The sequence below is a fragment of the Leisingera caerulea DSM 24564 genome (assembly GCF_000473325.1).
In the GTDB taxonomy this organism is placed as follows: domain Bacteria; phylum Pseudomonadota; class Alphaproteobacteria; order Rhodobacterales; family Rhodobacteraceae; genus Leisingera; species Leisingera caerulea.
The window spans coordinates 68,730-94,628 of record NZ_AXBI01000021.1 but is presented as its reverse complement, the minus strand read 5'-3'; the positions used below and the strand labels follow the sequence as shown (position 1 = coordinate 94,628).

Here is a 25,899-nt window from a genome sequence, read left to right as displayed (position 1 = left end):
GGAATAATCAATGCTGAAGAACGACCAGCTTGACCAATGGGACCGCGAGAACTTTTTCCACCCCTCGACCCATCTGGCCCAGCACGCCCGCGGTGAAAGCCCGAACCGGGTGATCAAAACCGCCTCCGGCGTGTTTATCGAAGACCGCGACGGCAACAAGCTGCTGGATGCCTTTGCCGGACTCTACTGCGTGAACGTTGGCTATGGCCGCCAGCAGATTGCCGAAGCCATCGCCGATCAGGCGCGGGAGCTGGCCTATTACCATTCCTATGTCGGGCATGGCACCGAGGCCTCGATCACGCTGGCCAAGATGATCCTGGACCGGGCACCGAAAAACATGTCCAAGGTCTATTTCGGTCTCGGCGGCTCGGACGCGAATGAAACCAACGTCAAGCTGATCTGGTATTATAACAACATCCTGGGCCGCCCGGAGAAGAAGAAGATTATCTCCCGCTGGCGCGGCTATCACGGCTCAGGGCTGGTCACCGGCTCGCTGACGGGGCTGGAGCTGTTCCACAAGAAGTTCGACCTGCCGGTGGAGCAGGTCATTCACACCGAGGCGCCCTATTACTACCGCCGCACCGATCTGGACCAGAGCGAGGAACAGTTCGTGGCCCATTGCGCCGCGGAGCTGGAAGCGCTGATTGAGCGTGAGGGCGCGGACACCATCGCCGCCTTCATCGGCGAGCCGGTGCTGGGCACTGGCGGCATCGTGCCGCCGCCTGCGGGCTATTGGGAAGCGATCCAGGCCGTGCTGAAGAAGCATGACATTCTGCTGGTGGCCGATGAGGTGGTGACCGGGTTCGGGCGTCTCGGCTCCATGTTCGGCTCGGACCATTACGGGATTGAGGCCGATATCATCACCATCGCCAAGGGCCTCACCTCGGCCTATGCGCCGCTGTCGGGCTCCATTGTTTCGGACAAGGTGTGGAAGGTGCTGGAGCAGGGCACGGATGAAAACGGGCCGATCGGCCACGGCTGGACCTATTCGGCGCACCCGATCGGGGCAGCGGCAGGGGTGGCGAACCTCAAGCTGATTGATGAGATGAACCTTGTCAGCAATGCCGGTGAAGTGGGCGCCTATCTGAATGCCACCATGGCAGAGGCGCTGTCGGGCCATGCCCATGTGGGCGATGTGCGCGGTGAGGGGATGCTGTGCGCGGTGGAGTTCGTGAAGGACAAGGACAGCCGCACCTTCTTTGACGCCGCCGACAAGATCGGGCCGCAGATCTCGGCCAAGCTGCTGGAGCAGGACAAGGTGATCGCGCGGGCCATGCCGCAGGGCGATATCCTAGGCTTTGCGCCGCCGTTCTGCCTGACGCGGGCCGAGGCAGATCAGGTGGTTGCGGCCACCGTGCGGGCGGTCGAGGCCGTGCTGGGCTGACCCTGCCGCAACACTGCTGCGTCCCGGCCTGCGCCGGGGCGCGGATCAGCTGCCGAGCAGGCGGGCGCTGGTGTCCTCTGCCGGGTCGCCCTCTGCCATGCGGGCAAAGGCCTGGCGCCAGCCTTCGGCCAGTTCGGGCAATTGCGCCAGCGCCGCGGCCTCCTGCGCCGTGGCCTTGCGGCTGAGGCGGAGGCGGGTGACGCGTTCGACGCTCCAGCCCGGGTGCAGGCGTTCGATAAGGGTGATGGCGCTGCCGGCCTCCGCCTGGCCCGGCTCCAGCACCCGGTAGTACCAGCCGGTGCGGCCGGTTTTCTGGAACAGATAGGCCATCTTGGGGTTGCCGGTGTGTTGGCTGACCTTCCAGCAGGGCTGGCGGCCCTGGCTGATCTGCACCACCGCCGTGCCCAGCTGCAGAATGTCACCGATGCAGAGATTGGTTTCCGTCATCCCCAGCGCCGCGATGTTTTCGCCAAAGGCGGCGGGGACGGTGCCTGCCGGGATCTGGCCCTCGGCAACCCATTGCGGGTAGTGGTCCGTGGGGTAATGATGGATCGCCTTGTCCGGGCCGCCGTGATTTTGGGGGTCGGCCTGGGCGTCGCCGGTGAAGCCCAGTTCCGTGATCTGCTGCGGGCCGTCCGCGCGGGTCTTGGCGATGGCAGAGGGCGGGCGGCCGGGCCAGCGCGCGGCGACAGAGCCGAGGAACAGCCCGGTGATCCGGGACGCAGGGGGCAGTGCGGTCATGCGGGCACCTGTTCGTGGCAGATCTTGTGCGTGTCTTCGGGGGAGAGCGGCTCCGCCAGCAGACGGCAGAAGCCGCCCGGGCCGTCCGCCGCGAAATGCTTGCAGGCGCGGCAGAGGCCGAATGGCTGGCCGCCGTTTTGCACGATCATGCGGCCAAGGATCTGCTCCAGCGCCGCCTGCAGCGCGGTCCGGTCCGCCGGCGGCAGGGCTGCCGCGGCGTTTGCCAGGGCGCGGGGCAGGGCGGTGGCCTGGGCGCCCTGTGCGGTCAGGGCAAAGCGGATCACCCGCTTGTCGGTGTCGGAGCGTTCCTCCTCAACATACCCTTTTTGCGCCAGTGCCTTGAGCGTTTGCGAGACGGTGCCGCGGGTGCTGCCAAGGTAGGCCGCCACATGCGAGGGGCTGCGGGAAAACCGGTTGGCGCGGGAGAGATAGTCCAGCGCGGCCCGCTGCGCCGGGTTCAGCTCTGCCGCCCAGCTTTCGCCGGCGTCCAGGCGGGCGAGGCGGCTGATCAGCTCGGGGATGCGGGCGGTTTGGTCCATCCGCAATAGATAGCGAGTCGAAATGAATTGCGCAAGCCATCCGGCGCAGGAGCGGACAGGCGGCGCCTGCCGGAAAGGTTGAGGCAGATCATTTCCGGTCCGCAGCCGCGTGTGGCAGTATCGCTGCGAAAGGGGGGCGGCTGTGGCGGATCCTGTCTTTACCATGAAGGGTGTGACCAAGGTCTATGACACCGGCGGCGCCAAGGTGCATGCGCTGGCGGGCGTCGATCTGGAGCTGCCCGGCGGCGAGCTGGCGGTGCTACTTGGCCCCTCTGGCAGCGGCAAGTCGACGCTGCTGAACATTCTGGGCGGTTTGGACCATGTGACGGACGGCCGGGTCTGGTTCCGCGATCTGGAGCTGACGGCGATGCGGGACCGGGAGCTGACCCGCTACCGCCGCGACCACGTCGGGTTCATCTTCCAGTTCTACAATCTGGTGCCCAGCCTGACCGCGCGCGAGAACGTGCAGCTGGTGACCGATGTGGCGCGCGACCCGATGCCCGCCGCCGAGGCGCTGGAGCTGGTGGGGCTGGGGCACCGGATGGACCACTTCCCGGCGGAGATGTCGGGCGGCGAGCAGCAGCGGGTGGCGATTGCCCGCGCCATTGCCAAGCGCCCCGGGGTGCTGCTGTGCGATGAGCCGACCGGGGCGCTGGACAGCAAGACCGGCATTCAGGTGCTGGAGGCGCTGCACCAGATCAACCGCGATTTCGGCACCGCGACAGTGGTGATCACTCATAACGCCGATATCCAGAAGATCGCCCACCGTGTGATCTTCTTTCAGGACGGGCGGATCAGCCGCATCCAGGAAAACACCGAGCGGCTGGCGCCCGCCGACATCAGCTGGTGAGCCATGCAGGCACTGGACCGGAAGCTGCTGCGGGATTTCAAACGGCTCTGGGTGCAGGCGCTGGCAATTGCCATGGTGCTGGCCTGCGGGGTTTCGATCCTGCTGACGGCGGTGGGCATGTACCAGGCGCTGCAGGGCACGCAGGAGGCCTATTACGGGCGCAACCGCTTTGCCGATGTCTTTGCCACGGCGCGCCGCGCGCCGGTCAGCCTGCTGCCGGAGATTGCCGCGGTGGAGGGGGTGCTGGCGCTGGAGGCGCGGGTCAGCGGCTATGCCAACCTCGACATGCCGGGACGGGCCAAGGGCGCGGTGGGGCGCATCCTGTCGCTGCCCGAAAGCGGCCCGCCGCAGCTGAACCTGCCGGTGCTGCGCAGCGGCCACTGGCCGCAACTGCCGGGGGAGGTTGCGGTGAACGCGCCCTTTGCGCTGGCCAACGGGCTGGGGCCAGGGGATCATTTCCTGGCAAATCTCAACGGCCAGCAGAGGCGGCTGACGGTGACCGGCACCGCGCTGTCGCCGGAGTTCATCTATACGCTGGGCCCCGGCGCGCTGATGCCTGACAACCTGTCCTTTGGCATCATCTGGATGCGGCGGGAGGAGGCGGAGGCGGCCTATGACATGGCGGGCGCCTTCAATGACCTGACGCTGAAGACCGCACGCGGTGTGCAGGAGGAAGAGGTGATCGCGCAGCTGGATCAGCTGCTGGAACCCTATGGCGGGCAGGGGGCCGTGGGACGGGCGCAGCATGGCTCGCACGCGATTGTCGATGCGGAGATCAGCCAGATGAAGGGCACCGCGATGGTGCTGCCGCCGATCTTCTTTGGCATCTCGGCGTTTCTGGTCAGCATGGTGATGGGGAGGATCGTGGCGCTGGAGCGCAGCGAGATCGGCCTGCTGAAGGCGGTGGGCTATTCCGATGCGGAGGTCTGCCTGCATTACCTGATGCTGGCGGCGCTGGTGGCCCTGGCGGGGATTGCGATCGGCTGGGCGGCGGGCACTTGGCTGGCGCAGCTGCTGGCGCGCCAGTATGCCCGGTTCTTCGACTTTCCCTTCCTGATCTACCGGGTGTCGGGCTGGGCCTATGCGCTGTCGGCGCTGGCGGCGCTGCTGACCACCACCGCCGGCGCGGCGCGCGCCGCGCTGCGGGCGGCGCGGCTGGCGCCGGCGGTGGCGATGCAGCCGCCCGCGCCGCCGCGGTTCAAGCATTCGGCGGCAGACCGCGTGATGCGGGGCCTGCGGCTGTCGCAGCCTGCCATCATGATCCTGCGCAGTCTGCTGCGCTGGCCCTTGCGCAGCGCGATGACCGGGCTGGGGCTGGCGCTGGCGGTCGCCTCGGTGGTGGCGTCGTCGTTCTTTGCGGATGCGCTGGACGAGATCATGGACACCGCGTTTTACCAGAGCAACCGACAGGATGCGGTGGTGATGTTCACCGAGGATCAGCCGGAAAGCGTGCTGGAGGAGATCCGGGCGTTGCCCGGTGTCCTGCAGGCGGAAGGGCAGCAGTATGCGGCGGCCATTCTGCGGCACGGGGCACGGATGAAGCGGGTCACCATCGAGGCGCGGGTGCCGGATCCGGATCTGAGCCGGGTGGTGGCCAGCGACGGCAGCGTCGCCAATGCGGGCCCCGGCGGGATCCTGCTGAGCGAGCGGCTGGCGGAGCAGCTGGGCGCGATGCCGGGAACGCTGGTGGAGGTGCAGTTCACCAGCGGGCGGCGCGAAACCCGGCAGTTGCCGGTGACCGGCACGGTCAAGCAGTATTTCGGGCTGGGCGCCTATATGGATCATGCCAGTCTGAATGCGCTGTTCCGGCAGGCGCCGCAGTATTCCGCCGCCAGCATTGCCATCGACACCAGCCGCCAGGACGAGCTGTTCACCCGGCTCAAGGCGCTGCCGGCAGTGGCCGGGGTGCCGGTGATGACCGACATGCGCCGGTCGTTCCGGGAGGTCATCGCGCAGCAGGTGATCGTGATGAACACGGTCTACATCACCATTGCGGTGCTGATCACCATCGGGGTTGCCTACAACGGCGCCCGCATCCAGCTGTCGGAGCGCGCCCGCGAGCTGGCCAGCCTGCGCATCCTGGGATTTTCGCGCCGCGAGGTCTCTTTCATCCTGGCGGGGGAGATGATGCTGCTGGCGCTCTTGGCGCAGCCGCCGGGCTGGCTGATCGGTGCGGCGATCGCGCGGCTGGCGGTGGAGAACTTTTCCAGCGACGTTTACACCATACCGCTGGTGCTGGAGCCTGCGGCCTTTGCCAGCGCCAGCCTGATCGTGCTGGCGGCGGCGCTGTGCTCGGTGCTGATCGTGCGGCGGCGGCTGGACCGGATGGACCTTGTGGCGGTGATGAAGACCAGGGAGTGAGAGATGATTCCGAACCTGCGCAGCCTGCTTTTGTACGTGACCGGCGGCGGTGTGCTGGCGGCGCTGCTGTATGTGGCGCTGCGGGAGGAGCCGGCCGCGGTGGACCTGCATGAGGTGACGCGCGGCCGGATGGAAATCACCATTGATGCCGATGGGGAGACGCGGGTCCGCGACCTGTTCGAGGTGGCGGCGCCGATTGCGGGCACTGCGCGCCGCGCGCCGGTGCGGGCGGGGGACCGGGTGACAGCGGGCGAAACCCTTGTCGCCATTGTCGAGCCTGCCCGGCCGCATCTGCTGGATGCGCGCACCCGGGCGCAAGCGCAGGCGACCTTGCAGGAGGCGCAGGCGGCGCTGCATGTGGCGCGCGCCGATCTGCAGAAGGCCGTCGAGGACCGCATCCTGGCTCAAAGCCAGTATGACCGGGTGAAGGCGCTGGCGGAGCGCAATGTCGCCTCGCTGACGCGGCTGGAGGACGCCACCCAGCGGCTGGCGGTGGCCATCGCCGGGGAAGAGGCGGCCAGCGCCCGGGTGGACATGTCGCAAAGCACCCTGGCACGGGCGGAGGCGGCACTGATCCTGCCCGAAGCGGGCACGGAGGTGCCGGACAGCTGCTGCATCCGCATACATGCGCCCGCTGACGGGGTGGTGCTGTCGGTGGTCACCATCAGCGAGCGTCCGGTGCTGCCGGGGGACCTGCTGGTCACCATCGGCGATCCGCAGGATCTGGAGCTGGTGGCCGATCTCTTGTCCTCAGACGCGGTGCGGCTGGCGCCGGGCGCCCGTGCCAGCATCGAGCGCTGGGGCGGCGCAACGCCGCTGGAGGCGGTGCTGAACCGGATCGAGCCGGTGGCGCGCACCAAGGTCTCGGCGCTGGGGATCGAGGAGCAGCGGGTGGATGTGTTCTTTGATCTGGTGACGCCGAAGGAGCAGCGCACCAGCCTGGGCGAGGGGTTCTCGGTCTTTGCCCGCATCATCGAATGGGAGGCGGAGGAAGTGCTGCGGATCCCGGTCAGCGCGCTGTTCCGTGACGGCGGCGGCTGGGCGGCCTTTGTGGCGGCGGACGGGCGGGCCGCGGTGCGCCCGCTGACGCTGGGGCGGCGCAACGGCCAGGTGGCGCAGGTTCTGGAGGGGCTGGAGCCGGGCGAGCGGGTGATCCTGCATCCCGGCGAGGCGGTCGCGGACGGGGTGCTGATCACCGAGCGCTGAGGGCGAAGCGCTGAGGCGGGTGGCTTGACCTCGCTCAAGGCGGCGGGGGGCCGCTTGGCGGATCATGGGGCCATGAAAGCGGAACACGGGCACAGCAGGGAAGAGATCGCCCGCCGCCTGCAAGGCAGCAGGGAGGAGGGGCGGCTGCGGGATGCGGTTTACGGCGGCATCGACGGCGCGGTGACGACCTTTGCCATTGCGGCGGGCGTCGAGGGGGCGGGGTTTTCCTCGTCCGTGATCATCGCGCTGGGAATTGCCAATGTGCTGGCCGACGGGTTTTCCATGGCCGCTGCCAATTACCTGGGGACCAAGGCGGATCTGGATGACCGGCGGCGGCTGTACCGGGTGGAGCAGCGCCATATCCGCCAGTTTCCCGAGGGCGAGCGCGAGGAGCTGCGCCAGATCCTTGAGCAGCTGGGCCTGAGCGGCGAGGTGCTGGAGGGCGCGGTGAAGGCGGTGGCGGCCAAGCCCGAGAAGTGGATTTCGCTGATGCTGGCCAGCGAATACGGGCTGGGGCCTGCGGAGCCCAATCCGGTGGCGGCGGCGCTGACCACGTTCCTTGCTTTCATGCTGGCCGGGATCGTGCCGCTGCTGCCGTTCATCCTGGGGCTGCCGGATCCGTTCCTGCTGGCCTCGGTGGCGACCGGGCTGGTGTTCTTTGCCATCGGGGCCAGCAAAAGCATTTGGTCGCTGTCGCCCTGGTGGGTTTCGGGGCTGGAAACATTGCTGATCGGCTCCTGCGCGGCGGCGCTGGCCTATGGGGCGGGCAGCCTGTTCCGGGGCTGAGCCGGATCAAACGGGCATCGGCGCGGCGGCGCTATATATTGCGGCAGGAGGGGGGAGTTTCATGTTCTCAAACGCAGTCAGGATCGCGCGGCTGCAGGGGTTTGACATCAAGGTTGACCCCAGCTGGCTGCTGATCGCGGCGCTGATCACCTGGAGCCTGGCCTCCCAGTACTTTCCGATGTCCTATCCGGGGGCAGGGCAGGCGGTTTACCTGGCGCTTGCGGTTCTGGCGATGCTGGGGTTCTTTGCCTCGCTGATCCTGCACGAGATGTCGCATTCCGTGGTGGCGCGGCGTTTCGGGGTGGAGATCAAGGGGATCACCCTGTTCATCTTCGGCGGCGTGGCGGAGCTGGGCTCGGAACCCAAGACTGCCGTGAGCGAATTCTGGATTGCCATCGCCGGGCCGCTGATGAGCTTTGCGCTGGCCTTTGGCTTCTGGCTGCTGGCGCAGATCGGCTGGACGCTGGCGCCGGGCGGGGCGCTGAACCCCGTGCTGGGCTATCTGGCGCTGATCAATCTGGTGCTGGCGGTGTTCAACCTGGTGCCGGCCTTTCCGCTGGATGGCGGCCGCATCCTGCGGGCCTGGCTGTGGAGCCGCAACCGTGACCTGCTGGCGGCCACCCGGACCGCCACCCGCATCAGCAGCTATTTTGCCTATGCGCTTATACTCTATGGGCTGCTGGGCCTGTTTTCCGGCAATCCGGTGGCGGCGCTGTGGCAGGTGCTGATCGGTGTGTTTGTCCTGTCGGCGGCCAAGGGCACCTATGCCCATCAGCTGCAAACCGCCGCTTTCAAGGGCAAGACGGCGGCCGACCTGATGACCCGCGATCCGGTGACCGTCAGCCCGGACATCAGCCTGCAGGCGCTGGCGCACCAGGTGCTGCTGCCCGAGCGCAAGAGCTTTGTGCCGGTGGTGCAGCAGGGCGTTCTGCTGGGCTGCACCGATACGCAGGATCTGGCGCGGGTGCCGCAGGAGCGGTGGGCGCAGACCCCGGTGGATGACGTCTATCAGCCGCCGGACGGCAGCAATTCGGTCGCGCCGGACATGCAGGCCGATGCGCTGATGCGGAAGATCTCGGAGACCGGGCGGCGCAAGTTCCTGGTCACGGACAAGGGCCGCCTGCTGGGGGTGATCACCCTGACGGACCTGACCGGATACATAGCCCTGCTGCAGGAGGTGCGGCGGATGGGCGGCAAGGGGGAGAGCGCATGACGCGGATACTGATCATCCAGGGCCATCCGGACAACAGCCAGGCGCATTTCTGCCACGCGCTGGCGCAAAGCTATGCCAAGGGCGCCAGGGACGCGGGCCATGAGGTGGAGGTCATCGAGGTGGCCGCCAGCGGCGTCACTTGCCTGCGCAGCCGCGCGGAATGGCAAGCGGAAGAGCTGCCGGAGTATGTTGCCTGCGCCCAGCAGGCGGTGGCGGCGGCGGATCATCTGGTGTTTGTCTATCCGCTGTGGCTGGGCACCATGCCCGCGCTGCTGAAGGCCTGGCTGGAACAGGTGCTCCGCGAGCAGTTCGCCTTTACTGTCGGCGAAAAGAGCTGGCACCCCAAGCTGAAGGGGAAGAGCGCGCGGATCATCGTGACCATGGGGATGCCTGCATTTTTCTACCGCTGGTTCTACTTTGCCCATTCGCTGCGCAGTTTCGAACGCAACATCCTGAAGTTCTGCGGCATCAGGCCGGTCCGCTGGACGGTCTGCGGCATGGTCGAGGACAAGCGGTCGGAACGGCGTTTGGCCTATCTGGCGGAGGCCGCAAGCGACGGGGCCGCGGCCCGCTGAGCGGGCGTCACCGTTTGCGCTGCGCTTTGCCGGCCGCCGGGGCGGTGCGACCCAGATAGGCGAACCAATAGGCAAAGGCGACCCCGCCGGCGCCGCCCGCGATATTGCCCAGCGTGACCCAGAACAGATTGGCGGCAGCGGCATTGACGGAAACTGCGGCACCGGCAGCCCAGCCCTGCGGAAAGAAGTACATATTGGCCACCGAATGCTCCAGCCCCAGGAGCACAAAGGCGGTGATCGGCCAGAGCACCGCCAGGATCTTGCCCGCCGCTGTGCGGGCCGCGAAGGAAAGCCAGACCGCCAGGCACACCAGCCCGTTGCACAGGGCGCCGCGCATCAAGGCCTCCACCGGGGAGAGGGCGGCCTTGGCCTCGGCGATGCGGGCGGCGGTGGCGCCCGCCGGGCCCTCCAGCAGGCCGGTGAAGGCAAAGGCGGCAGCCAGCCCGGCGGCGCCTGCAAGGTTGCCGGCATAGACGATGGCCCAGCTGCGCCACAGCCGCCTGAGGCGGATCTTGCGGTCCACCGCGGCGATCACCATCAGCACGTTGCCGGTGAACAGCTCGGCCCCGCCCACCACCACCAGAATAAGACCCAGCGAGAACACCGCGCCGCCCAGCACCCGCACCGGGCCCGAGGCTGTGTCCGCGCCGGTCATCGCGGTGGTATAGGCGGCCGCGCCGAAGCCGATGAAGGCGCCCGCCAGCATCGCCAGCACAAACATCTGCGGCAGCGGCAGCCGCGCCTTGGCGACTCCCGCGGTTTCCACCAGCGCGGCGATTTCAGCGGGTTTGTAGGCATTGAACGGGACGGGGTCTGTCATCGGCTGCTCCCTTGCGGCTGGGCGGCGGGTGCGGGTCAATGGGCAAACAGGACCGGCAGCGCGGTCTGCTCCAGCAGGCTGCGGGTGGTGCCGCCGAACACCGCTTCGCGCAGGCGGGAGTGGCCATAGGCGCCCATCACCACCAGCTCCGCCCCGGCCTCGCGGGCGCGGTCCTGGATGGCAGTGCCGGTGTCATGGCCGCCGCAGGGAAACTGCGACAGGGTGACGGTGCAGCCGTGGTGGCTGAGCCAGGCGGCCATGTCCGCGCCGGGGTCCTCGCCGTCGCGCGCGTCGCTCATGTCCGGGTCGAAGCAGCCGATCACCACTTCCTGCGCCGCCTTGAAATAGGGCAGGGCGGCATGGGCCGCGCGGGCCGCGGACAGGCTGCTGTTCCAGGCCAGGAACACCCGTTTGCGGGGCGCCAAGGGGCTGCCGTTCACCATCAGCGGCACGGGCGCGCCGAACAGGATGCCGTGCACCGCATCGCGGAACACCTCCGGATCCTCGCGCAGGCCGCCGGCCGCCTCGGCAATGTCGCAGGTCAGTGCCCGGCGGGCGGCCAGCAGCCGGATGTCCGCGTCGCTGGCGGTGGCATATTGCACGTCGCCCGCGGCGTTGCAGCGGGACAGCAGTGCCTCCACCTCTGCCGCGCGGGCGGTTTGGGCGGTCCGGCAGCTTTGCAGGGTTTCCAGCCATTCATCCGGCACCGCCATCGCGCCATAGGCAGAGGCGCCATAGGCGAAATAGGGCATTCCGGGCAGGGTCTTGAGCAGCAGGCAGGCCAGATGCGCCTGCTGTTCGCGGGCGGCCTCGGCGGCGGCTGTGATGGCGGTATCGCTGGTGCTGCCGCTGATTGCGAAGAGCAACGTTCTGCGCTGCATGGCGGGCCTCCTCCCCGGTCTGCGCGGCAGACGCCACGTGTGCCGCTTCAGCTATTAAACCAGCCCCTGCGGCTGCTGCCATGATCCGGATCAATGCAGTCCGGCACGGCGGCAGCGGGCGGTCAGTTGCGGCAGATCTCGAGGCAGGCGCGCAGGCCGCGGCGGCCGTCCTCGAAGTAGAGCCGGCCGCCGTGCTGTTCTGCCACCGTGGCGACGATCGTCAGCCCCAGTCCGAAGCCGTCGATGGCCCTGGTATTGTCCCCGCGCCGGAACGGGGCAATCACGGCGGAGATTTCCGCAGCGGACATGCCGGAGCCTTCGTCTTCGATGGCGATTATCGCGTGCTCAGCGGTGGCGCTGAGGCCGACAGAGGCGCGGCGGCCGTATTTCAGCGCGTTGTCGATCAGGTTCGACACCGCCCGCTGCAGCGACAGCGGGCGCGCCACCGCCAGCATCGGCTGATCCTGCGGAATCGCACTGTGGCCGGGCGCAGAGGTAAACACAGACCGGCCGCCTGCCGCCAGCTGCGGCGTGGGGCGCAGCAGTTCCACCGGTTTGCCGAGGTCCTGGTAGTCGGCGGCAACCGCCTCCACCAGCGAGGTGAGGGAGAGGCGGCGCGGGGTTTCGGCGCTCATCTCTGCCCGCGTGTAGGTCAGCACGCTTTCGATCATTCCGGTCATGGCGTCGAGGTCGGTTTCGAACTTCTGCCGCAGCTCCGCGTCCTGGATCAGCGCCGCGCGCAGCCGCAGGCGGGTGGCGGGGGTGCCGAGGTCGTGGCTGACGCCGGACAGCACCGCAGCCCGGCTGGCGAGCTGGCTGCGCTCGGTCTCCAGGTAGCTGTTCACGGCTGTCACGATCTCCTGCAGCTCGGCGGGGCCTTGCACGGCATAGGCATCCGGCCCGCCGAGGCGGCGGCGGCCGTGGAGGGCGCGGGCAAAGCGGCCGAAATGGGCCGAGGTGTCCATGACCAGCGTTGCCAGCACCGCCAAGGCCAGCAGTGACAGCAGCACCGCGGGCAGACGCAGGTCGCGGGGGGCGGCGGTGCAGCCCCAGACCGCCGTGCCCTCCACCCGCTGCCACGGGCCGTAACCTGCGCGGGCAAAGATCACCGGCTCGCTGCAATAGGTTGCCAGCAGCCGGGTGACGGCGCCCAGCTTCTCAGCCGCAGAAGCCCCGCCCGCCGGTGCCAGCTCTGCCACCGGGTAGCGCAGGTCGGGGGAGGCGATGACCAGCGCCAGAACTTCCCCCGACAGGGGATCGGGGCCGCTGTCCAGTATCGAGACATTGGTGAAAAAGGCGGGTTTTGGGATGCCTTCCAGCCGCAGGTAATCGCCTGAGGTCAGAAACGCCGCCTGCGCCGCAGCCACCGGCGCGACCGCCACCCCGGCGGGCGGCGCGGTGCCGCGGCGCAGGGTGCCGTCCAGGGTGATGCCTGCAATGGTGCTGCGGGTCAGATGCGTCTGCCAGCTGGCACCGGAGTGGAACCAGGCCCAGGCGGCCCCCAGCCCGGCGGCAAAGGCCAGCGGCAGCAGGATCAGGCCAAGGGTTCTGAGACGCAGTGCCACCCGCGTCAGTCCCCGCCGGTCTCAACATCCACCGCCAGGACATACCCGGTGCCGCGCTCGGTGCGCAGCAGCCGCGGATCCTTGGGGGTGGCTTCGATCTTGGAGCGCAGGCGGCCCACCAGCACGTCGATGGCGCGGCCCGAACCCTCCTCCGTTCCGCCCTCGCCGGTCACGTCCAGGGCCGCGGCGATCTCCTCGCGCGTGAGCGGGATATGCGGATTGGCCAGGAACACCTTGAGCAGCCCTGTCTCGCGCCGCGACAGCGCCACCTGAACCCCGGCGGGCGAGATCACCTCATCCCGCTTGGCGTCATAGGTCCAGCCGGCAAAGCGGAAGGTCGCCACGCTGCGCCGGTAGATCAGCGAGGAGGACCGGTGCGCCCGCTGCAGCACTGCACGGACGCGGGCCAGCAGCAGGTCGGGATTGAACGGTTTGGCGATATAGTCATCGGCGCCGGATTCATAACCCGCCATCCGCTGGTGGTCAGCCGACAGCGCTGACACCAGAATGATCGGGACATCCTGTTCGCTGCGCAGCCGGGTGCAGATCTCCACCCCGTTCTCGTCGCCCAGCATCACATCCAGCAGGATCAGGTCGATCCGCCCCGCGCCGATCTGGGCGCGGATCTCCGCCTCGCTGGCGCAGGGCAGGGCGATAAAGCCGTTCTGGCGCAGATACTGGGTCAGCATCATGCGCGTCTCAGTATCGTCATCCACCACCAGCAGCCGCGGAATCGCCATTCGTCCGTGTCCTCCCCAAGACGGCCTTGACGGCCCTGTGTTTGTAACACCATGCAACAAAATCAATTGCTGCGTAACAACAGGTAACAGCTTGGCCGGAAATCTGCTTGGCGGCGGGCGCCGGGCGGCGATGCGCGATTGATAACCGGCCCGGCGATTAGGCAAGCTGATGGGGAAGGCTGCGGGGAGCGGCCGTCATATAAGGGAGGACTAAGCGATGAAATTCACCGCTTTTGCGGCCGTACCGGCCGTGGCGCTGGCCTGTGCGGCCCCGGCATTGGCCGAACCCCAGGCCGAAGTTCTGCATTGGTGGACATCCGGCGGCGAGGCCAAATCGGCCGCCGTGCTGCAACAGGAATTTGCCGACAACGGCGGCACCTGGACCGATATGCCGGTGGCGGGCGGCGGCGGCGATGCCGCGATGACCGCGCTGCGCGCCCGCGTGCTGTCCGGAAACGCGCCGACCGCGGTGCAGCTGAAAGGCCCCGCCATTCAGGAATGGTATGAGGAGGGCGTGCTGGCCGATATCTCCTCTGTCGCGGAGGCGGAGGGCTGGGCGGATGTGCTGCCGGAGTCGATTGCCGACCATATGAAATGCGAGGGCAAGTGGTGCGCCGCACCCGTGAACGTGCACCGGGTCGACTGGATCTGGGCCAATGCCGCGCTCTTGGAGGCCAGCGGTATCGACATGCCCCAGACGTGGGAGGAGTTCAACGCTGCTGCCGACAAGCTGCTGGCGGCGGGTGTCACCCCGCTGGCGCATGGCGGCCAGGCCTGGCAGGACGCCACCGTGTTCGAGGCGGTGGCCCTGGGCATTCTGGGGCCGGAAGATTTCCGTAAGGCGTTTGTCGAATTGGATATGGAGACGCTGAAGTCGGACAAGATGATCGCGGTCTTTGACCAGATGCGCAAGATGCGCGGCTATGTGGATGCCAACTTCCCGGGCCGCGACTGGAATCTGGCCACCGCCATGGTGATGAACGGCGAGGCCGCGTTCCAGATCATGGGCGACTGGGCCAAGGGCGAGTTTCTGGCCGCGGGCAAGGAGCCGGGCAAGGACTTCCTGTGTGCCTCGGTGCCGGGCGACGGGTTCCTCTATAACGTCGACAGCTTCGCCATGTTCGAGGTGGACGGCGAGGACAAGCAGGCCGGGCAGGATCTGCTGGCCAAGCTGATCGTCGGGCCGAAGTTCCAGGAGGTGTTCAACCTCAACAAGGGCTCCATCCCGGCGCGGGTGGATGTGAAACTGGATGCGTTTGACACCTGCGCGCATCTGTCGGCCAAGGACATGGGCGAAAGCGCCGAGGGCGGCTCGCTGTTGCCCAGCTATGCCCACGGCATGGCCCTGCGCGGCGCGCAGTCGGGCGCCATTACCGATGCGGTGACGGCGCATTTCAACTCTGACATGTCCTCGGATGAGGCTGTGCAGATGCTGGCCGACGCCGTCGCCAACTCCATGTGAACCTCCCCCGGGCCTCGCGTCCTCCGGGATGCGGGGCCACCTATTCAAGGCCCGTTACAATGACTGGATGGCTTGAACGTCATATTCCGAAGATGGTGCTGGCACCGTCCTTCGCCGCGGTGCTGGTGTTCGTCTACGGATTCATCATCTGGACTGCTTGGGTGTCGCTGACCCGCTCCCGCCTGCTGCCGAAATACGAGATCGAAGGCTTCATCCAGTATGAGCGCCTGTTCAACGCGCCGCGCTGGGACACGGCGATGTCGAACCTGTTCGTGTTCGGCACCCTGTTTATCGTGATCTCGATGGTCCTCGGCCTGATGCTGGCGATCCTGCTGGACCAGAAGATCCGCACCGAGGGCGTGCTGCGCACCATTTACCTGTATCCGATGGCGCTGTCGCTGATCGTTACCGGCACCGCGTGGAAGTGGATCATGAACCCCGGACTGGGCATTGAGGCCATGGTCCGCGGCTGGGGGTTTGAAAGCTTCACCTTCGACTGGGTAATCAACCCGGATAAGGCGATCTATGCGGTGGTGATCGCCGGTGTCTGGCAGGCGTCCGGTTTTGTGATGGCGCTGTTCCTGGCTGGTTTGCGCGGTGTCGATGGCGAGATCATCAAGGCCGCGCAGGTCGATGGTATCCCCGCCTGGCGGATCTATACCGCGATCATTATCCCCTCGATGGCGCCGATCTTCCTGTCTGCCTTTATCGTGCTGGCGCATCTGGCGATCAAGAGCTTCGACCTGGTGATTGCCCTCACTGGCGGCGGCCCCGGCTATGCCACCGATCTGCCCGCCACCTACATGTACACGATGGCGTTTTCCCGCGGCGACATCGGCCAGGCGGCCAGCTCTGCCATGGTGATGATGGGTGTCGTCTTTGCGATCATCGTTCCCTACCTCTACTCCGAGCTGAGGGCCAAACATGACTGATCTGACCCTGGACCCCGCCCGCCCCGCGACCCGCAACTGGAGCCGCATCGGCTTGCGCTGGCTCCTGTTCTCCCTGCTGGGCCTGTTTGCCCTGTTCTACCTGATGCCGCTCTTTGTGATGATCACCACCTCGCTGAAAAGCCTGGAGGAAATCCGCACCGGCAGCCTGATCGCCTTCCCGCGCGAGGTCACATTCGACGCCTGGCGCACCGCCTGGTCGGAGGCCTGCACCGGCATCCAATGCGAGGGCCTGCGCCCGTTCTTCTGGAACTCCGTGGTGATCGCGGTGCCGGCGGTGGCAATCTCCACCATGCTGGGCGCGGCCAATGGCTATGTCATCGCGCAATGGCGGTTCCGCGGCGCCAACCTGATCTTCTCGCTGATGCTGTTCGGCTGCTTCATACCGTTCCAGGTGGTGCTGCTGCCGATGGCGCGGATGCTGGGGCTGATGGGGCTGGCGGGCAGCATTCCGGGGCTGATCTTTGTGCATGTGATCTATGGCATCGGCTTCACCACGCTGTTCTTCCGCAACTTCTATGTCACCATCCCGCAGGATCTGGTGAAGGCGGCCAAGGTGGACGGCGCGGGGTTCTTCCGCATCTTCTGGTCGATCTTCCTGCCGCTGTCGCTGCCGATCATCGTTGTCACCGTCATCTGGCAGTTCACCCAGATCTGGAACGACTTCCTGTTCGGCGTCTCCTTCAGCCAGGCGGGCACCCAGCCGGTGACCGTGGCACTGAACAACATCGTCAACTCGACCACCGGCGTGAAGGAATACAACGTCGATATGGCCGCCGCGATCATCGCCGCGCTGCCAACACTGCTGGTCTATGCCGTCGCCGGCAAATACTTCATCCGCGGCCTGACCGCTGGATCTGTGAAAGGGTAAACTCATGGCTCCCATTCTGGACATCACCAACCTGCGCAAGAACTACGGCGCAACCGAGATCCTGAAGGACATCAACGTCAGCATTGAGCCGGGCGACTTCCTGGTGCTGGTCGGCCCTTCGGGCTGCGGCAAGTCCACGCTGCTGAACTGCATCGCGGGGCTGGAGCCGATCTCCGGCGGGCGGATCGAGATCGGCGGCCGCGACATGACCCATGTCAGCCCCAAGGACCGCGACATCGCCATGGTGTTCCAGTCCTATGCGCTCTACCCGACGATGACGGTTGCCAAGAACATCACCTTCGGCATGAAGGTGCGCGGCGCCGATGCTGCCACACAGGCGCGCAAGCTGAAGGAGGTCGCAGCGCAGCTGCAGATCGAGTCGCTCTTGGACCGCCGCCCCGGCCAGCTCTCTGGCGGCCAGCGCCAGCGGGTGGCGATGGGCCGGGCGCTGGTGCGCGACCCCAAGCTGTTCCTGTTCGACGAGCCGCTGTCGAACCTCGACGCCAAGCTGCGGGTCGAGATGCGGACCGAGATCAAAAAGCTGCACCACAACCTCGGCGCCACCATGGTCTATGTCACCCACGACCAGATCGAGGCGATGACGCTGGCGACGAAAATCGTGGTCATGAAGGGCGGCGTGGTGCAGCAGATCGGCTCGCCCGCTGAGATCTACAACAAGCCCGCCAACCTGTTTGTGGCCGACTTCATGGGCAGCCCAGCGATGAACCTGATCCCGGCGCGCGCTCAGGCGAACGGCGACGGCACGCGGATCGAGATGGACTGCGGCGGCAGCGCCCCCATAGTCCTGAAGGACAGCCGCGCCACCGGCCTGCCGCAGGACGTGATCCTGGGCGTGCGCCCGGAGGACATCGCCGAGGCGGGCTTCCGCGCTGGCGAAGGCGTGCAGGAGGCCGCCTGCATGATCGACATGGTGGAGCCTGCCGGCGCCGATACCTATGTGGTCTCAAACCTGGGCGGCAAACAGGTCACGGCGCGGCTGCACGCAGAAACCCGGGCGCAGCCGGGGCAGATGCTGGATCTGGCCTTTGATCTTTCCAAGGTTTCCTACTTCTCGCCCGCGACCGGCGAGCGGCTGAATTGACGCGGCTGCGGCTCGCCGCAGACGTGGGCGGCACCAATACGCGGCTGGGGCTGGCCGAGGGCGGCGCGCTGCTGGCGGACACGGTGCAAAGCTTTCGCAACGAGGCCTATGCCGGCTTTACGGAAGTGATGGACCAGTACCTGCAAAACGCCGCGCCCGGCGGCGTGGCGGAGGTGGCAACTGCCATTGCCGGGCCGGTCACCGGCACCACCGCGCGGCTCACCAACCGGGACTGGCATTTCGACGCCGCGGCGCTGTCGCGGCATCTGAATGGCGCGCGCGTGCATCTGCTCAATGACCTCGCAGCGCTGGGGCAGGCGTGCCCGCATCTGGCGGCAGACTGCCTGGATACGGTGATCGCGCCCGCGGATGATGCAGGCGGCGACGGCCAGCGGCTGGTGGCGGGCATCGGCACCGGCTTCAACCTGTCACCGGTGCTGCAGGCGGGCGGGCAGGTGCAGTGCCTGAACGTGGAATACGGCCATGTCAGCCTGCCGCTGGACGTGGCGGAGCTTCTGCGCAGCCGGATCGGCGATGCAGCGGCAGAATTCCGCACGGTGGAGCATCTGTTCTCCGGCCGCGGGTATGCAGCCGTGCGCGCGCATTTTGCGGACGATGGCGCCGGCACGCAGGCGTTTCAAGGCCTTTATGCGGACTTGCTGTCGCTACTGGCGCGCAATTTGGTGCTGGCGTTTCTGCCCGCACAAGGGATTTATTTTGCCGGCGCGGTGGCGCGCAGCCTGCTGTCCTCCCCGGCGCGGCAGGTGTTTGCCGACGCTTTCCGCCAGCCCTTTGCGCTTGATACCGGGATAGAGGCGCCGGTTTATGTCATCCTCGACGACGCAGCGGCGCTGAAGGGCTGCGCCGCCGTCACCGTCAGCGGCTGATCCGCGAGGCCAGCGGGTGCAGGCCGTCGCTGCAAGTTATAATCTGTCTTATGGTAAAATAATCGATCCGCAGGGCGGGACGGCTGAAGCGTTGACCTGTTTTTCCGGTTGCCGGGAACGCCGTGCCGGGTTGCGGCGTTGGGCCTGCAACACCCATCCGCAGCGGGAGGTACATGTATGGCACGGTCTGATCTGACCGAAGGGCCGGTCTGGCGCGCGCTGGCGCGGGTCTCGGCGCCGATGTCGCTGGGCATTCTGGCCGTTTTGTCGATCGGATTGGCCGATGCGTATTTCCTGGGCCAGCTGGGCGGCGCGCCGCTGGCGGCAGTGGGGTTCATCTATCCGGTCACAACGGCGCTGGCCTCCCTGGCAATCGGTCTGTCAGCAGGCGCAAACGCCGCCGTCTCCCAGGCCCTGGGCCGCGAGGATGAGGACAGCGCGGTGGCGCGGATGTCGCTGCATGCGGCTGGACTCGGCCTGCTGTTGTCGGTGCTGGTGGCGCTGGCCTTTTTCGCACTGCACGGGCAGATCTTTGGCCTGATGGGTGCCCGCGGCGAGGTGATGGCGGAGATTTCCGCCTATGTCCCGCTTTGGGCGCTGTCTTTCCCGTTCCTGGTGCTGATGATGCTGGTCAACGCACTGTTCCGGGCGCATGGCAATGCGGTGCATGCCTCGCTGTTCATGATGCTTGCGGCGGCTGTGAACATCGCACTCAATCCGCTGTTTATCTTCGGCTGGGGGCCGGTGCCCGCGATGGAGACCGGCGGCGCGGCGCTGGCGACGCTGGCCGGGCGGGTGGCCGCGGCGGCCGGCGCCATCGCCTTTGCTGTGCATGCTGGGTATCTGCAGATGTGCGGCCGGATCTGGCAGGATCTGTGGCGCAGCCTGCGCGAAATCACCAGGGTTGGCGCGCCAGCTGCGTTTTCCAATGCGATCAACCCGGCGGGCATGGCGCTGGTCACCGCTGCGGTGGCCACGCTGGGCGATGCCGCGGTCGCCGGTTTCGGCGCTGCAACGCGGGTGCAGTCGCTGGCGATTGTGGTGCTGCTGGCGCTGTCTGCCGGGATCGGCCCGGTGGTCGGCCAGAACTGGGGCGCGGGCAAGGAAACCCGGGCGCAATCCGCGGTGGTGCAGGCCTGGGCGTTCTGCCTGGTGTACGGCCTGGCCCTGGGCGCGGTGCTGAGCCTGGGCGGCGGCTGGATCGCCTCTGCCATTGCCGAGGACGCGGAGGCGGCGGACTACACGCGCCGCTATCTGCAGATCGTCGGCTGGAGCCTGTTCGGCTATGGCATCCTGGTGACCGCAAACGCCGCAATGAACGCGCGCTCCAAGGCGCTGCATTCGATGGGGCTGAGCCTGGGGCGGATCACGCTGGTCTATGTACCGCTGGCCTGGCTTGGCGTCTGGACCTTTGGCTATGGCGGGATCCTGGCGGCGGCGGTTGCGGCCAACCTGGGCGCTGTCGCCGGGGCCGTCTGGGCCGCGCGGCGCACGGGGCTGTGGCCGCAGGACACCCGCATCACCCGGCACATCGCGGCGTGATGCCAGCCGGGACAGTGTTTCAGTCCCTTGGGACAGCAAAAAAGACGGGCAACTTTGGCTTTGCCCGGAACCTTTCGCTGTTTCAGGAGTTAAACCGGCAGCAAGGTGCGCGCCCCGGCGGGCCTTTTCCGGCCCGGGCGGCAATACGGGGCCCCTCCCCGGCCCCCTTCGCGGGCTTTCCGAAAAAGCAGGAGACCGATAATGACCCCCACTGACAAGCACCTGCTTGCGGAAGAGGAAAAGGAACGCGAGGCAGTGGAAGAGGCCACCGGCCTGTCCGCCAAGCTGATTTTCGAGACTATCAGGCTGGAAGGCGAAGAGGAACTGCGGCGCCCGGTGCGGGCGTTGTGGTGGTCCGGCCTGGCAGCCGGGCTGCTGATCTCCTTCTCGGTCTGGGGCGAGGCGATCCTGCGCTCCAGCCTGCCGGAGGGCGACTGGCGGTTTATCGTAGAAAACCTGGGCTACAGCCTGGGGTTTGTGCTGGTCATTCTGGGCCGGATGCAGCTGTTCACGGAAAACACCATCACAACTGTTGTGCCGGTGACGCTGTCGCCGACGTGGAAATCCCTCGGGCGCACGGGCCGGCTGTGGGGCGTGGTGCTGGCAGCAAATGTCGTGGGCGCCTTTATCGCTGCCGCCTTCTTGGCGTTCACACCGGTCATGTCCGCCCCGATGGCTGAGGCGATGGTGGAGCTGAGCCACCACGCGACCGGCATGCCGTGGGCCGAGGGGCTGGTGCGCGGCATCCCGGCGGGCGTGCTGATTGCGGCGCTGGTGTGGATGCTGCCCCAGGCCAATGGCTCGGCGCTGCCGCTGATCATCATTATCACCTGGCTGATTGCCCTTGGGGATTTCACCCATATCATCGCAGGCTCGGTCGAGATGGCTTTTCTGATGGTGCAGGGCGAACTGTCCCTGGGCCCGGCTGTGTTCCGCTTTTTCCTGCCGGTGCTGGCAGGCAATGTGATCGGCGGCACCGCGGTGTTCACCCTGCTGACCTGGGCGCAAATCCGGCCAGAGGTGGAAGAGGCGAAAGAAAAGAGGAACGGCGGGCTGAAAACCTGACTGCCGTGTACCGCGCGGCGCTGCCGCTTTGCCTGCGCCGCGCCAGAATGCTCAGAGCCCGCCCGGCCCTTGCTCCGCCGCCATCAAGGCGGCGGTTTCCATGTCCAGCTGCTGCGCTGCGCCTTCAAAACTGGTGGCGGCAAACACGGTAATGCCGGTCTCCCTCAGCTTTGCCAGATCGCGTTCGTCCTCCGCGCTGAGCCCGTCTGCGGGCACCCGCAGCAGTACCGCGGCGATCCGTCCCGGATGGCGGCGCACCGCTGCCCCATAGATGGAGGCGTCTTTCTGCCCGGTGTCGCCGATCAGCACCGCAGGAAGCTCCGGGTGCGCGTTCAGCAGCAAGTCGATGCTTTGCCCCTTGTGGCTGCCGTGGCCCGCAGAGATGAACTGTGTCTCGCTCAGCCCCAAGTCGCGCAGGAACATTGGGCCGCGGACCAGGTCTGCCTGGCGGAACACCTGCGCCAGAAAGGCGTGCAAGTTCCAGGGGGACGAGCTGACATAATAAACAGGATTGCGGCCGTCCTCCGACAGCTGGCGCAGCAAGGCCGCTGAATCCGGAAAAACGCGCCGCGTCAGCGCATTGCCGCTGAAGGTTGTCCACAGGTTCCGCACCAGCGAATAGGCGGAGGTCTGCATAACCGTGTCATCGATATCCGAGATCACCAGGAACCGGGCGTCCGGACGCGGGATCAGCACCGGGCAGGCGGTTTGTGCGCCGCCATCCGCAATTGCAACCGGGATGTCATGCCAGCCCGGTGCCCGGCCCGGCGGCAGCGGCAGCTGGAAATAGCCCTCTTCATCGCTGACCGCGGTGGCATCCTCTTGGCAGACGGTGATGCCAGCGGCTTCATCCGTCAGGAACAGCGAGATCATCTGCCGCACATTGCGCAGCACGCCCTGGCCATCGCGGGGGGAACTGCGGCGCAGCCGGGTCAGGACACGGCCGCGCACGATCAGGTGCTCCGGCGTGGCGTACCCGATGTAGGGGTCGATCACAAGGTCAGCACCGCTGCGCGGTCTGCGCGGCAACAGCCGGTCCAGCAGGTTTTCGGCGTGCAGGGCGGTGCGGTGCAGGGCGTGTTTGAGCATGTCGGACCTCGTTGCTGTTTCAGGTATACAACGCGCGAGGTGCCGGTAAAGTGCCCGGCCCCTGTCAAACGCAAGGGCCGGGCTCAGTGTCTGTCCTGAGGCGCCGTGTCAGCAAGCGGCGGTCACGATGATTTCCACCTTCAGATCCGGCCGCGCAAGCTTGGCCTCGCCGCATGCCCGCGCCGGGGCGTGGCCTTGCGGCACCCAGGCATCCCAGACCGCGTTCATCTCGGCAAAATCCTTCATGTCGGCCAGCCAGACAATCGCCTGCAGGATCTGCTGCGGCGAGGAGCCTGCCTGTCCCAGCAGCGCCTCGACGCGGGACAGGCAGTCGCGGGTCTGTTCGGCCACATCGGCGCCGTCCCCGACCTGGCCGCACAAATAGGCCACGCCGTTGTGTTTCACGATCTTGCTCATGCGGGGGCCGGTTTCGATCCGTTCGATCATCTTATTCTCCTATTCAGCGGCAGTGGCGGAGGAGTCGTCCATCGCTGCCAGTTCGCCCAGTGTCACGGGTTTTATCGGCGGGCGGATGCGGTAGTAACCCGTCTCATCCGGGGTCTGACCGTTGGCCTCGGCCAGCAGCGCAGTCACGGTCAGCCCGCAATAGCGGCCCTGGCACGGCCCCATGCCTGCGCGGCCGAAGGCCTTGGCCTGGTTCGGGCCGAGGCAGCCAAGCTTGGCATAGCTGCGGATGTCGCCCGCGGTGACCTCCTCGCAACGGCAGACGATGGTGCTGTCCGCAGGCCGAACAGCCCCCGCATAGGGCGGATAGGCCGCATCCAAGAACGGGCGCACGGCGGTTTCCCGGCTGCGCCGGCTGAACAGCGGCGCGGCCAGGCGGTCGCGCTCCGGCGCGGTGATCCGGCCCAGCTCCTCTGCCGCTTTCAGCGCTGCGATCCGGCCTGCATATTCGGCCGCCATGGCGCCGCTGATGCCCGCGCCGTCGCCGGCAATCAGAACACCGTCCTTGCCGGTTTCGCCCCAAGAGCCGACCTCGGGCACAAAGCACTGCTGCGCTTCGGACCAGACATGCGGCACATTGATCGAGCGCGCGGTCTGGGTGTTCGGCACCACCCCGTGATGCAGCAGCGCGGTATCGCAGGAGATGCGATGCTCCTGCCCCTTGCTGCGGAAGGTCACCGCGTCGGCCCGGGTGCTGCCCGCCACCGCGATATCCGTTGCGCCGGTATAGCGCGGCACGCCGGCGCGCTTGATCTCTGCCAGCATTTTCAGGCCCTTGGCCAGATAACGCCAGCCGCGCAGCGCACCGGGCAGATGGCGGGCTGCTGCCAGCGGGCTGGCGGCGGTCTGTGTTTCGACCAGGGCCAGCGGCGGCGTTCCCGCCCGCACCATCTGCGCCGCGATCAGGTAAAGCAGCGGCCCGCTCCCGGCGAGCACGGCGCGGCGCGGCAGCACGCCGGATTGTTTCAGGAGAATCTGCGCTGCACCTGCGGTCATCACGCCCGGCAGGGTCCAGCCGGGGAGCGGCATCGGACGCTCCAGCGCGCCGGTGGCCAGGATGACCCGCGCGGCCTCCACTTGTTCACCGCGGCCATCGCGGATGAAGGAGATGCGGAAGCCGTCCTCGATGGCCCAGACAACGGCACCTGACAGATGCGTGATCCCAGCCTGGCCGAGGCCCGCCGTCAGGGTTGCCCCGTGCAGATACTCTTGCCCCAAAATGGCGCCGCGCGGGCCCGCGGCGCGGTCCACCTCGCGGTAGATCTGCCCGCCGGGGCGGTTTTGTTCGTCCAGCAGGGTGACGCTCAGACCCTGCCGGGCTGCCTCGGCAGCGGCGGCCATGCCGGCTGGACCCGCGCCGATGATGGCCAGATCACAGTGCTGCATCGTTTGCCTCCGCCTCATGCGGGCGGGCTATTTTCATGCCCTCTTCCACTTCCAGCATACAGGCCTGCTGCACGCGGCCGCCGGTTTCCACCAGGCATTCAAAACAGGCGCCCATCATGCAGAACGGCGCCCGCGGCGCGCCCGACACGGGCGTGTGGCGGAACACCTGCACGCCAGCGGCCAGCAGCGCGGCGGCCAGATTGGCGCCTGCGGGCAGGTCCAGCGGCTGGCCGTCGAACCAGACCCGCACGCGGGGGGCATCGTCCACCAGCTCAAGAAACGGGGAATCGGTCTTCACTGAACACCTCCAGATCAGGGGCGGCTGCGGTGCCTTCCAGCCAGTCGGGCAGGAACAGCGCATGGGCCGCGGCCAGGGTGATGCCGCTGTGGCAGGTGACAAGGTAAGCGCCCGGCATCTCGGGGCTTTCCTGGTAGATCGGCAGGCCGTCGGGCGAAAGGATGCGCAGGGCGCCCCAGCTGCGCACTAGCTGCGCGCGGGCCAGCGCCGGATAGGCCGCGATGGCCTCGGCAGCCAGTCCGGACAGACCCGGCTGCGTCACGCTGTCGTCCAGCCCGACCTCCTCGTTGGTGGCACCGATCTGAATGCCGCCCTCGTCAACCTGGCGGGCAATCAGCGAGGGGCGGTTGATCAGTTTCGGCAGCTTTTCGGTGATCAGCACCTGGCCGCGCTGCGGCCGAACCGGCGCCTTGAAGCCCAGCTTGGGGCCCAGCTCCATCGCGCCAAGGCCCGCGGACAGCACGACCTTGGCGGCCGTGACCGTGGTGCCGTCGCTGCACTGGACCTTGAACGCATCCGGCTTAGAAACCCCAGTGACGGTCTTGCCATTCAGAACCGTTCCGCCCAGGCGGCGCACGTCGTCGGCCAGCGACACCAGCAGGCGCAGCGGGTTTGCGTGGCCGTCCTGGTGGTGCAGGATCGCGCCCGCCACCTTGGGGCCGATATGCGGCTCCTCGCGGCTGAGTGCGTTGCGGCCCAGCACCTCGTAAGGGTAGTTGCCGCCCAGCTTGTCCTTCAGCGCATCATATTGCGCGACGGTGGCATACAGCGTTTCTTCGGAGAAATGCAGGTCATAGCCGCCGTCCTGCTGCAACCCGACAGAGCGGCCGGTGCCGTCTTCCAGCTCGGCGGCGAACCCGGCCCAGGCCGCGGCGGACTGCTGGCTCCAGCAGGCATAGCGCGGCTGCTTCATGCCCTTGGACTGCACCCAGACCAGGCCGAAATTGCCGCGGCTGGCGCGGAACGACCCGTCATCGCCGTCCAGAACCGTCACGCGCTTGCCGCGCCTCAGCAGCCCCCAGGCCACGGACAGGCCGACAACGCCGCCGCCGATCACTGCATAATCTGCTTCCATCCTGCCGTATCCCAAAGGTTGGCTGCGGTTTCGGGGCGGCGCGCGG

Annotated in this window: 25 protein-coding genes; 14 read left to right on the top strand and 11 right to left on the bottom strand. The window is 67.2% G+C overall.

The window, feature by feature from the left end:
- The first annotated feature begins 10 nt into the window (after window positions 1–10).
- Window positions 11–1,384 carry an aspartate aminotransferase family protein gene (locus CAER_RS0107030; protein ID WP_027234684.1) on the top strand — a complete coding sequence of 458 codons (1,374 nt, stop codon included), beginning with the start codon at window positions 11–13 and terminating at the stop codon, window positions 1,382–1,384.
- A 45-nt stretch (window positions 1,385–1,429) separates the two neighbouring features.
- Here CAER_RS0107030 and CAER_RS0107025 read toward each other — a convergent pair whose 3' ends face one another.
- Both CAER_RS0107025 and CAER_RS0107020 read right to left on the bottom strand, forming a co-directional pair.
- A complete protein-coding gene (locus CAER_RS0107025; protein ID WP_027234683.1) occupies window positions 1,430–2,125 on the bottom strand; it encodes an MOSC domain-containing protein in 696 nt (231 codons plus the stop codon).
- Entirely contained in the window at window positions 2,122–2,664 is a 543-nt protein-coding gene (locus CAER_RS0107020) for a MarR family winged helix-turn-helix transcriptional regulator (protein WP_027234682.1), read from the bottom strand. Before CAER_RS0107020 ends, CAER_RS0107025 begins: the two co-directional genes overlap by 4 nt.
- 142 nt (window positions 2,665–2,806) lie before the next feature.
- On the opposite strand from CAER_RS0107020, the gene CAER_RS0107015 reads away from it, so the two are divergent.
- The 6 genes from CAER_RS0107015 to CAER_RS0106990 all read left to right on the top strand — a co-directional run bounded on the left by CAER_RS0107015 (window position 2,807) and on the right by CAER_RS0106990 (window position 9,655).
- Entirely contained in the window at window positions 2,807–3,514 is a 708-nt protein-coding gene (locus tag CAER_RS0107015) for an ABC transporter ATP-binding protein (protein ID WP_027234681.1), read from the top strand.
- 3 nt (window positions 3,515–3,517) lie between these two features.
- Window positions 3,518–5,875: an ABC transporter permease gene (locus CAER_RS0107010; protein WP_027234680.1), complete on the top strand. Its 2,358-nt coding sequence runs from the start codon at window positions 3,518–3,520 to the stop codon at window positions 5,873–5,875.
- A 3-nt stretch (window positions 5,876–5,878) separates the two neighbouring features.
- On the top strand, window positions 5,879–7,081 hold the full coding sequence (locus CAER_RS0107005; protein ID WP_027234679.1) for an efflux RND transporter periplasmic adaptor subunit: 1,203 nt from the start codon (window positions 5,879–5,881) through the stop codon (window positions 7,079–7,081).
- 72 nt (window positions 7,082–7,153) lie between these two features.
- Window positions 7,154–7,867, top strand: coding sequence for a VIT1/CCC1 transporter family protein (locus CAER_RS0107000; protein WP_027234678.1), 714 nt, complete (start codon window positions 7,154–7,156; stop codon window positions 7,865–7,867).
- 61 nt (window positions 7,868–7,928) lie between these two features.
- Window positions 7,929–9,080 (top strand): site-2 protease family protein, encoded by a 1,152-nt coding sequence (locus CAER_RS0106995; protein ID WP_027234677.1) that lies wholly within the window; start codon window positions 7,929–7,931, stop codon window positions 9,078–9,080.
- Window positions 9,077–9,655, top strand: a complete 579-nt coding sequence (locus tag CAER_RS0106990; protein WP_027234676.1) for an NAD(P)H-dependent oxidoreductase — start codon at window positions 9,077–9,079, stop codon at window positions 9,653–9,655. Before CAER_RS0106995 ends, CAER_RS0106990 begins: the two co-directional genes overlap by 4 nt.
- Before the next feature lie 7 nt (window positions 9,656–9,662).
- Here CAER_RS0106990 and CAER_RS0106985 read toward each other — a convergent pair whose 3' ends face one another.
- The 4 genes from CAER_RS0106985 to CAER_RS0106970 form a co-directional block, all read right to left on the bottom strand.
- Window positions 9,663–10,475 carry a formate/nitrite transporter family protein gene (locus tag CAER_RS0106985; protein ID WP_027234675.1) on the bottom strand — a complete coding sequence of 271 codons (813 nt, stop codon included), beginning with the start codon at window positions 10,473–10,475 and terminating at the stop codon, window positions 9,663–9,665.
- Window positions 10,476–10,510: 35 nt separating this feature from the next.
- On the bottom strand, window positions 10,511–11,356 hold the full coding sequence (locus CAER_RS0106980) for a universal stress protein (RefSeq protein WP_027234674.1): 846 nt from the start codon (window positions 11,354–11,356) through the stop codon (window positions 10,511–10,513).
- Between the two features lie 122 nt (window positions 11,357–11,478).
- Complete coding sequence (locus tag CAER_RS0106975; protein ID WP_027234673.1) at window positions 11,479–12,921, bottom strand: sensor histidine kinase; 1,443 nt, start codon at window positions 12,919–12,921, stop codon at window positions 11,479–11,481.
- 5 nt (window positions 12,922–12,926) lie between these two features.
- Complete coding sequence (locus CAER_RS0106970) at window positions 12,927–13,661, bottom strand: response regulator transcription factor (protein ID WP_027234672.1); 735 nt, start codon at window positions 13,659–13,661, stop codon at window positions 12,927–12,929.
- Window positions 13,662–13,878: 217 nt separating this feature from the next.
- Here CAER_RS0106970 and CAER_RS0106965 point away from each other — a divergent pair, with 217 nt between their 5' ends.
- The 7 genes from CAER_RS0106965 to CAER_RS0106930 all read left to right on the top strand — a co-directional run bounded on the left by CAER_RS0106965 (window position 13,879) and on the right by CAER_RS0106930 (window position 21,540).
- On the top strand, window positions 13,879–15,123 hold the full coding sequence (locus CAER_RS0106965) for an ABC transporter substrate-binding protein (RefSeq protein WP_027234671.1): 1,245 nt from the start codon (window positions 13,879–13,881) through the stop codon (window positions 15,121–15,123).
- Between the two features lie 59 nt (window positions 15,124–15,182).
- Window positions 15,183–16,055, top strand: a complete 873-nt coding sequence (locus CAER_RS0106960; protein WP_027234670.1) for a carbohydrate ABC transporter permease — start codon at window positions 15,183–15,185, stop codon at window positions 16,053–16,055.
- Window positions 16,048–16,944: a carbohydrate ABC transporter permease gene (locus CAER_RS0106955; protein ID WP_027234669.1), complete on the top strand. Its 897-nt coding sequence runs from the start codon at window positions 16,048–16,050 to the stop codon at window positions 16,942–16,944. The genes CAER_RS0106960 and CAER_RS0106955 overlap by 8 nt, the downstream gene beginning before the upstream one ends.
- 4 nt (window positions 16,945–16,948) lie before the next feature.
- Entirely contained in the window at window positions 16,949–18,046 is a 1,098-nt protein-coding gene (locus CAER_RS0106950) for an ABC transporter ATP-binding protein (protein WP_027234668.1), read from the top strand.
- 23 nt (window positions 18,047–18,069) lie between these two features.
- Window positions 18,070–18,933, top strand: coding sequence for a glucokinase (locus tag CAER_RS0106945; protein ID WP_245597330.1), 864 nt, complete (start codon window positions 18,070–18,072; stop codon window positions 18,931–18,933).
- A gap of 177 nt (window positions 18,934–19,110) precedes the next feature.
- Complete coding sequence (locus tag CAER_RS0106940) at window positions 19,111–20,475, top strand: MATE family efflux transporter (RefSeq protein ID WP_036797122.1); 1,365 nt, start codon at window positions 19,111–19,113, stop codon at window positions 20,473–20,475.
- Window positions 20,476–20,676: 201 nt separating this feature from the next.
- Window positions 20,677–21,540, top strand: coding sequence for a formate/nitrite transporter family protein (locus tag CAER_RS0106930; protein WP_027234664.1), 864 nt, complete (start codon window positions 20,677–20,679; stop codon window positions 21,538–21,540).
- 51 nt (window positions 21,541–21,591) lie between these two features.
- Here CAER_RS0106930 and CAER_RS27750 read toward each other — a convergent pair whose 3' ends face one another.
- From CAER_RS27750 to CAER_RS0106905, 5 genes are all read right to left on the bottom strand, one after another.
- The gene (locus CAER_RS27750) at window positions 21,592–22,629 is read right to left on the bottom strand and encodes an App1 family protein (protein WP_051357748.1); all 1,038 of its coding nucleotides are present in this window, start codon (window positions 22,627–22,629) and stop codon (window positions 21,592–21,594) included.
- Between the two features lie 108 nt (window positions 22,630–22,737).
- The gene (locus CAER_RS0106920; protein WP_027234663.1) at window positions 22,738–23,076 is read right to left on the bottom strand and encodes a RidA family protein; all 339 of its coding nucleotides are present in this window, start codon (window positions 23,074–23,076) and stop codon (window positions 22,738–22,740) included.
- 9 nt (window positions 23,077–23,085) lie between these two features.
- The gene (locus CAER_RS0106915) at window positions 23,086–24,480 is read right to left on the bottom strand and encodes an FAD/NAD(P)-dependent oxidoreductase (RefSeq protein WP_027234662.1); all 1,395 of its coding nucleotides are present in this window, start codon (window positions 24,478–24,480) and stop codon (window positions 23,086–23,088) included.
- The gene (locus tag CAER_RS0106910; RefSeq protein ID WP_027234661.1) at window positions 24,467–24,778 is read right to left on the bottom strand and encodes a (2Fe-2S)-binding protein; all 312 of its coding nucleotides are present in this window, start codon (window positions 24,776–24,778) and stop codon (window positions 24,467–24,469) included. Before CAER_RS0106910 ends, CAER_RS0106915 begins: the two co-directional genes overlap by 14 nt.
- Window positions 24,753–25,853 carry an NAD(P)/FAD-dependent oxidoreductase gene (locus CAER_RS0106905; RefSeq protein ID WP_027234660.1) on the bottom strand — a complete coding sequence of 367 codons (1,101 nt, stop codon included), beginning with the start codon at window positions 25,851–25,853 and terminating at the stop codon, window positions 24,753–24,755. Before CAER_RS0106905 ends, CAER_RS0106910 begins: the two co-directional genes overlap by 26 nt.
- Window positions 25,854–25,899 lie beyond the last annotated feature (46 nt).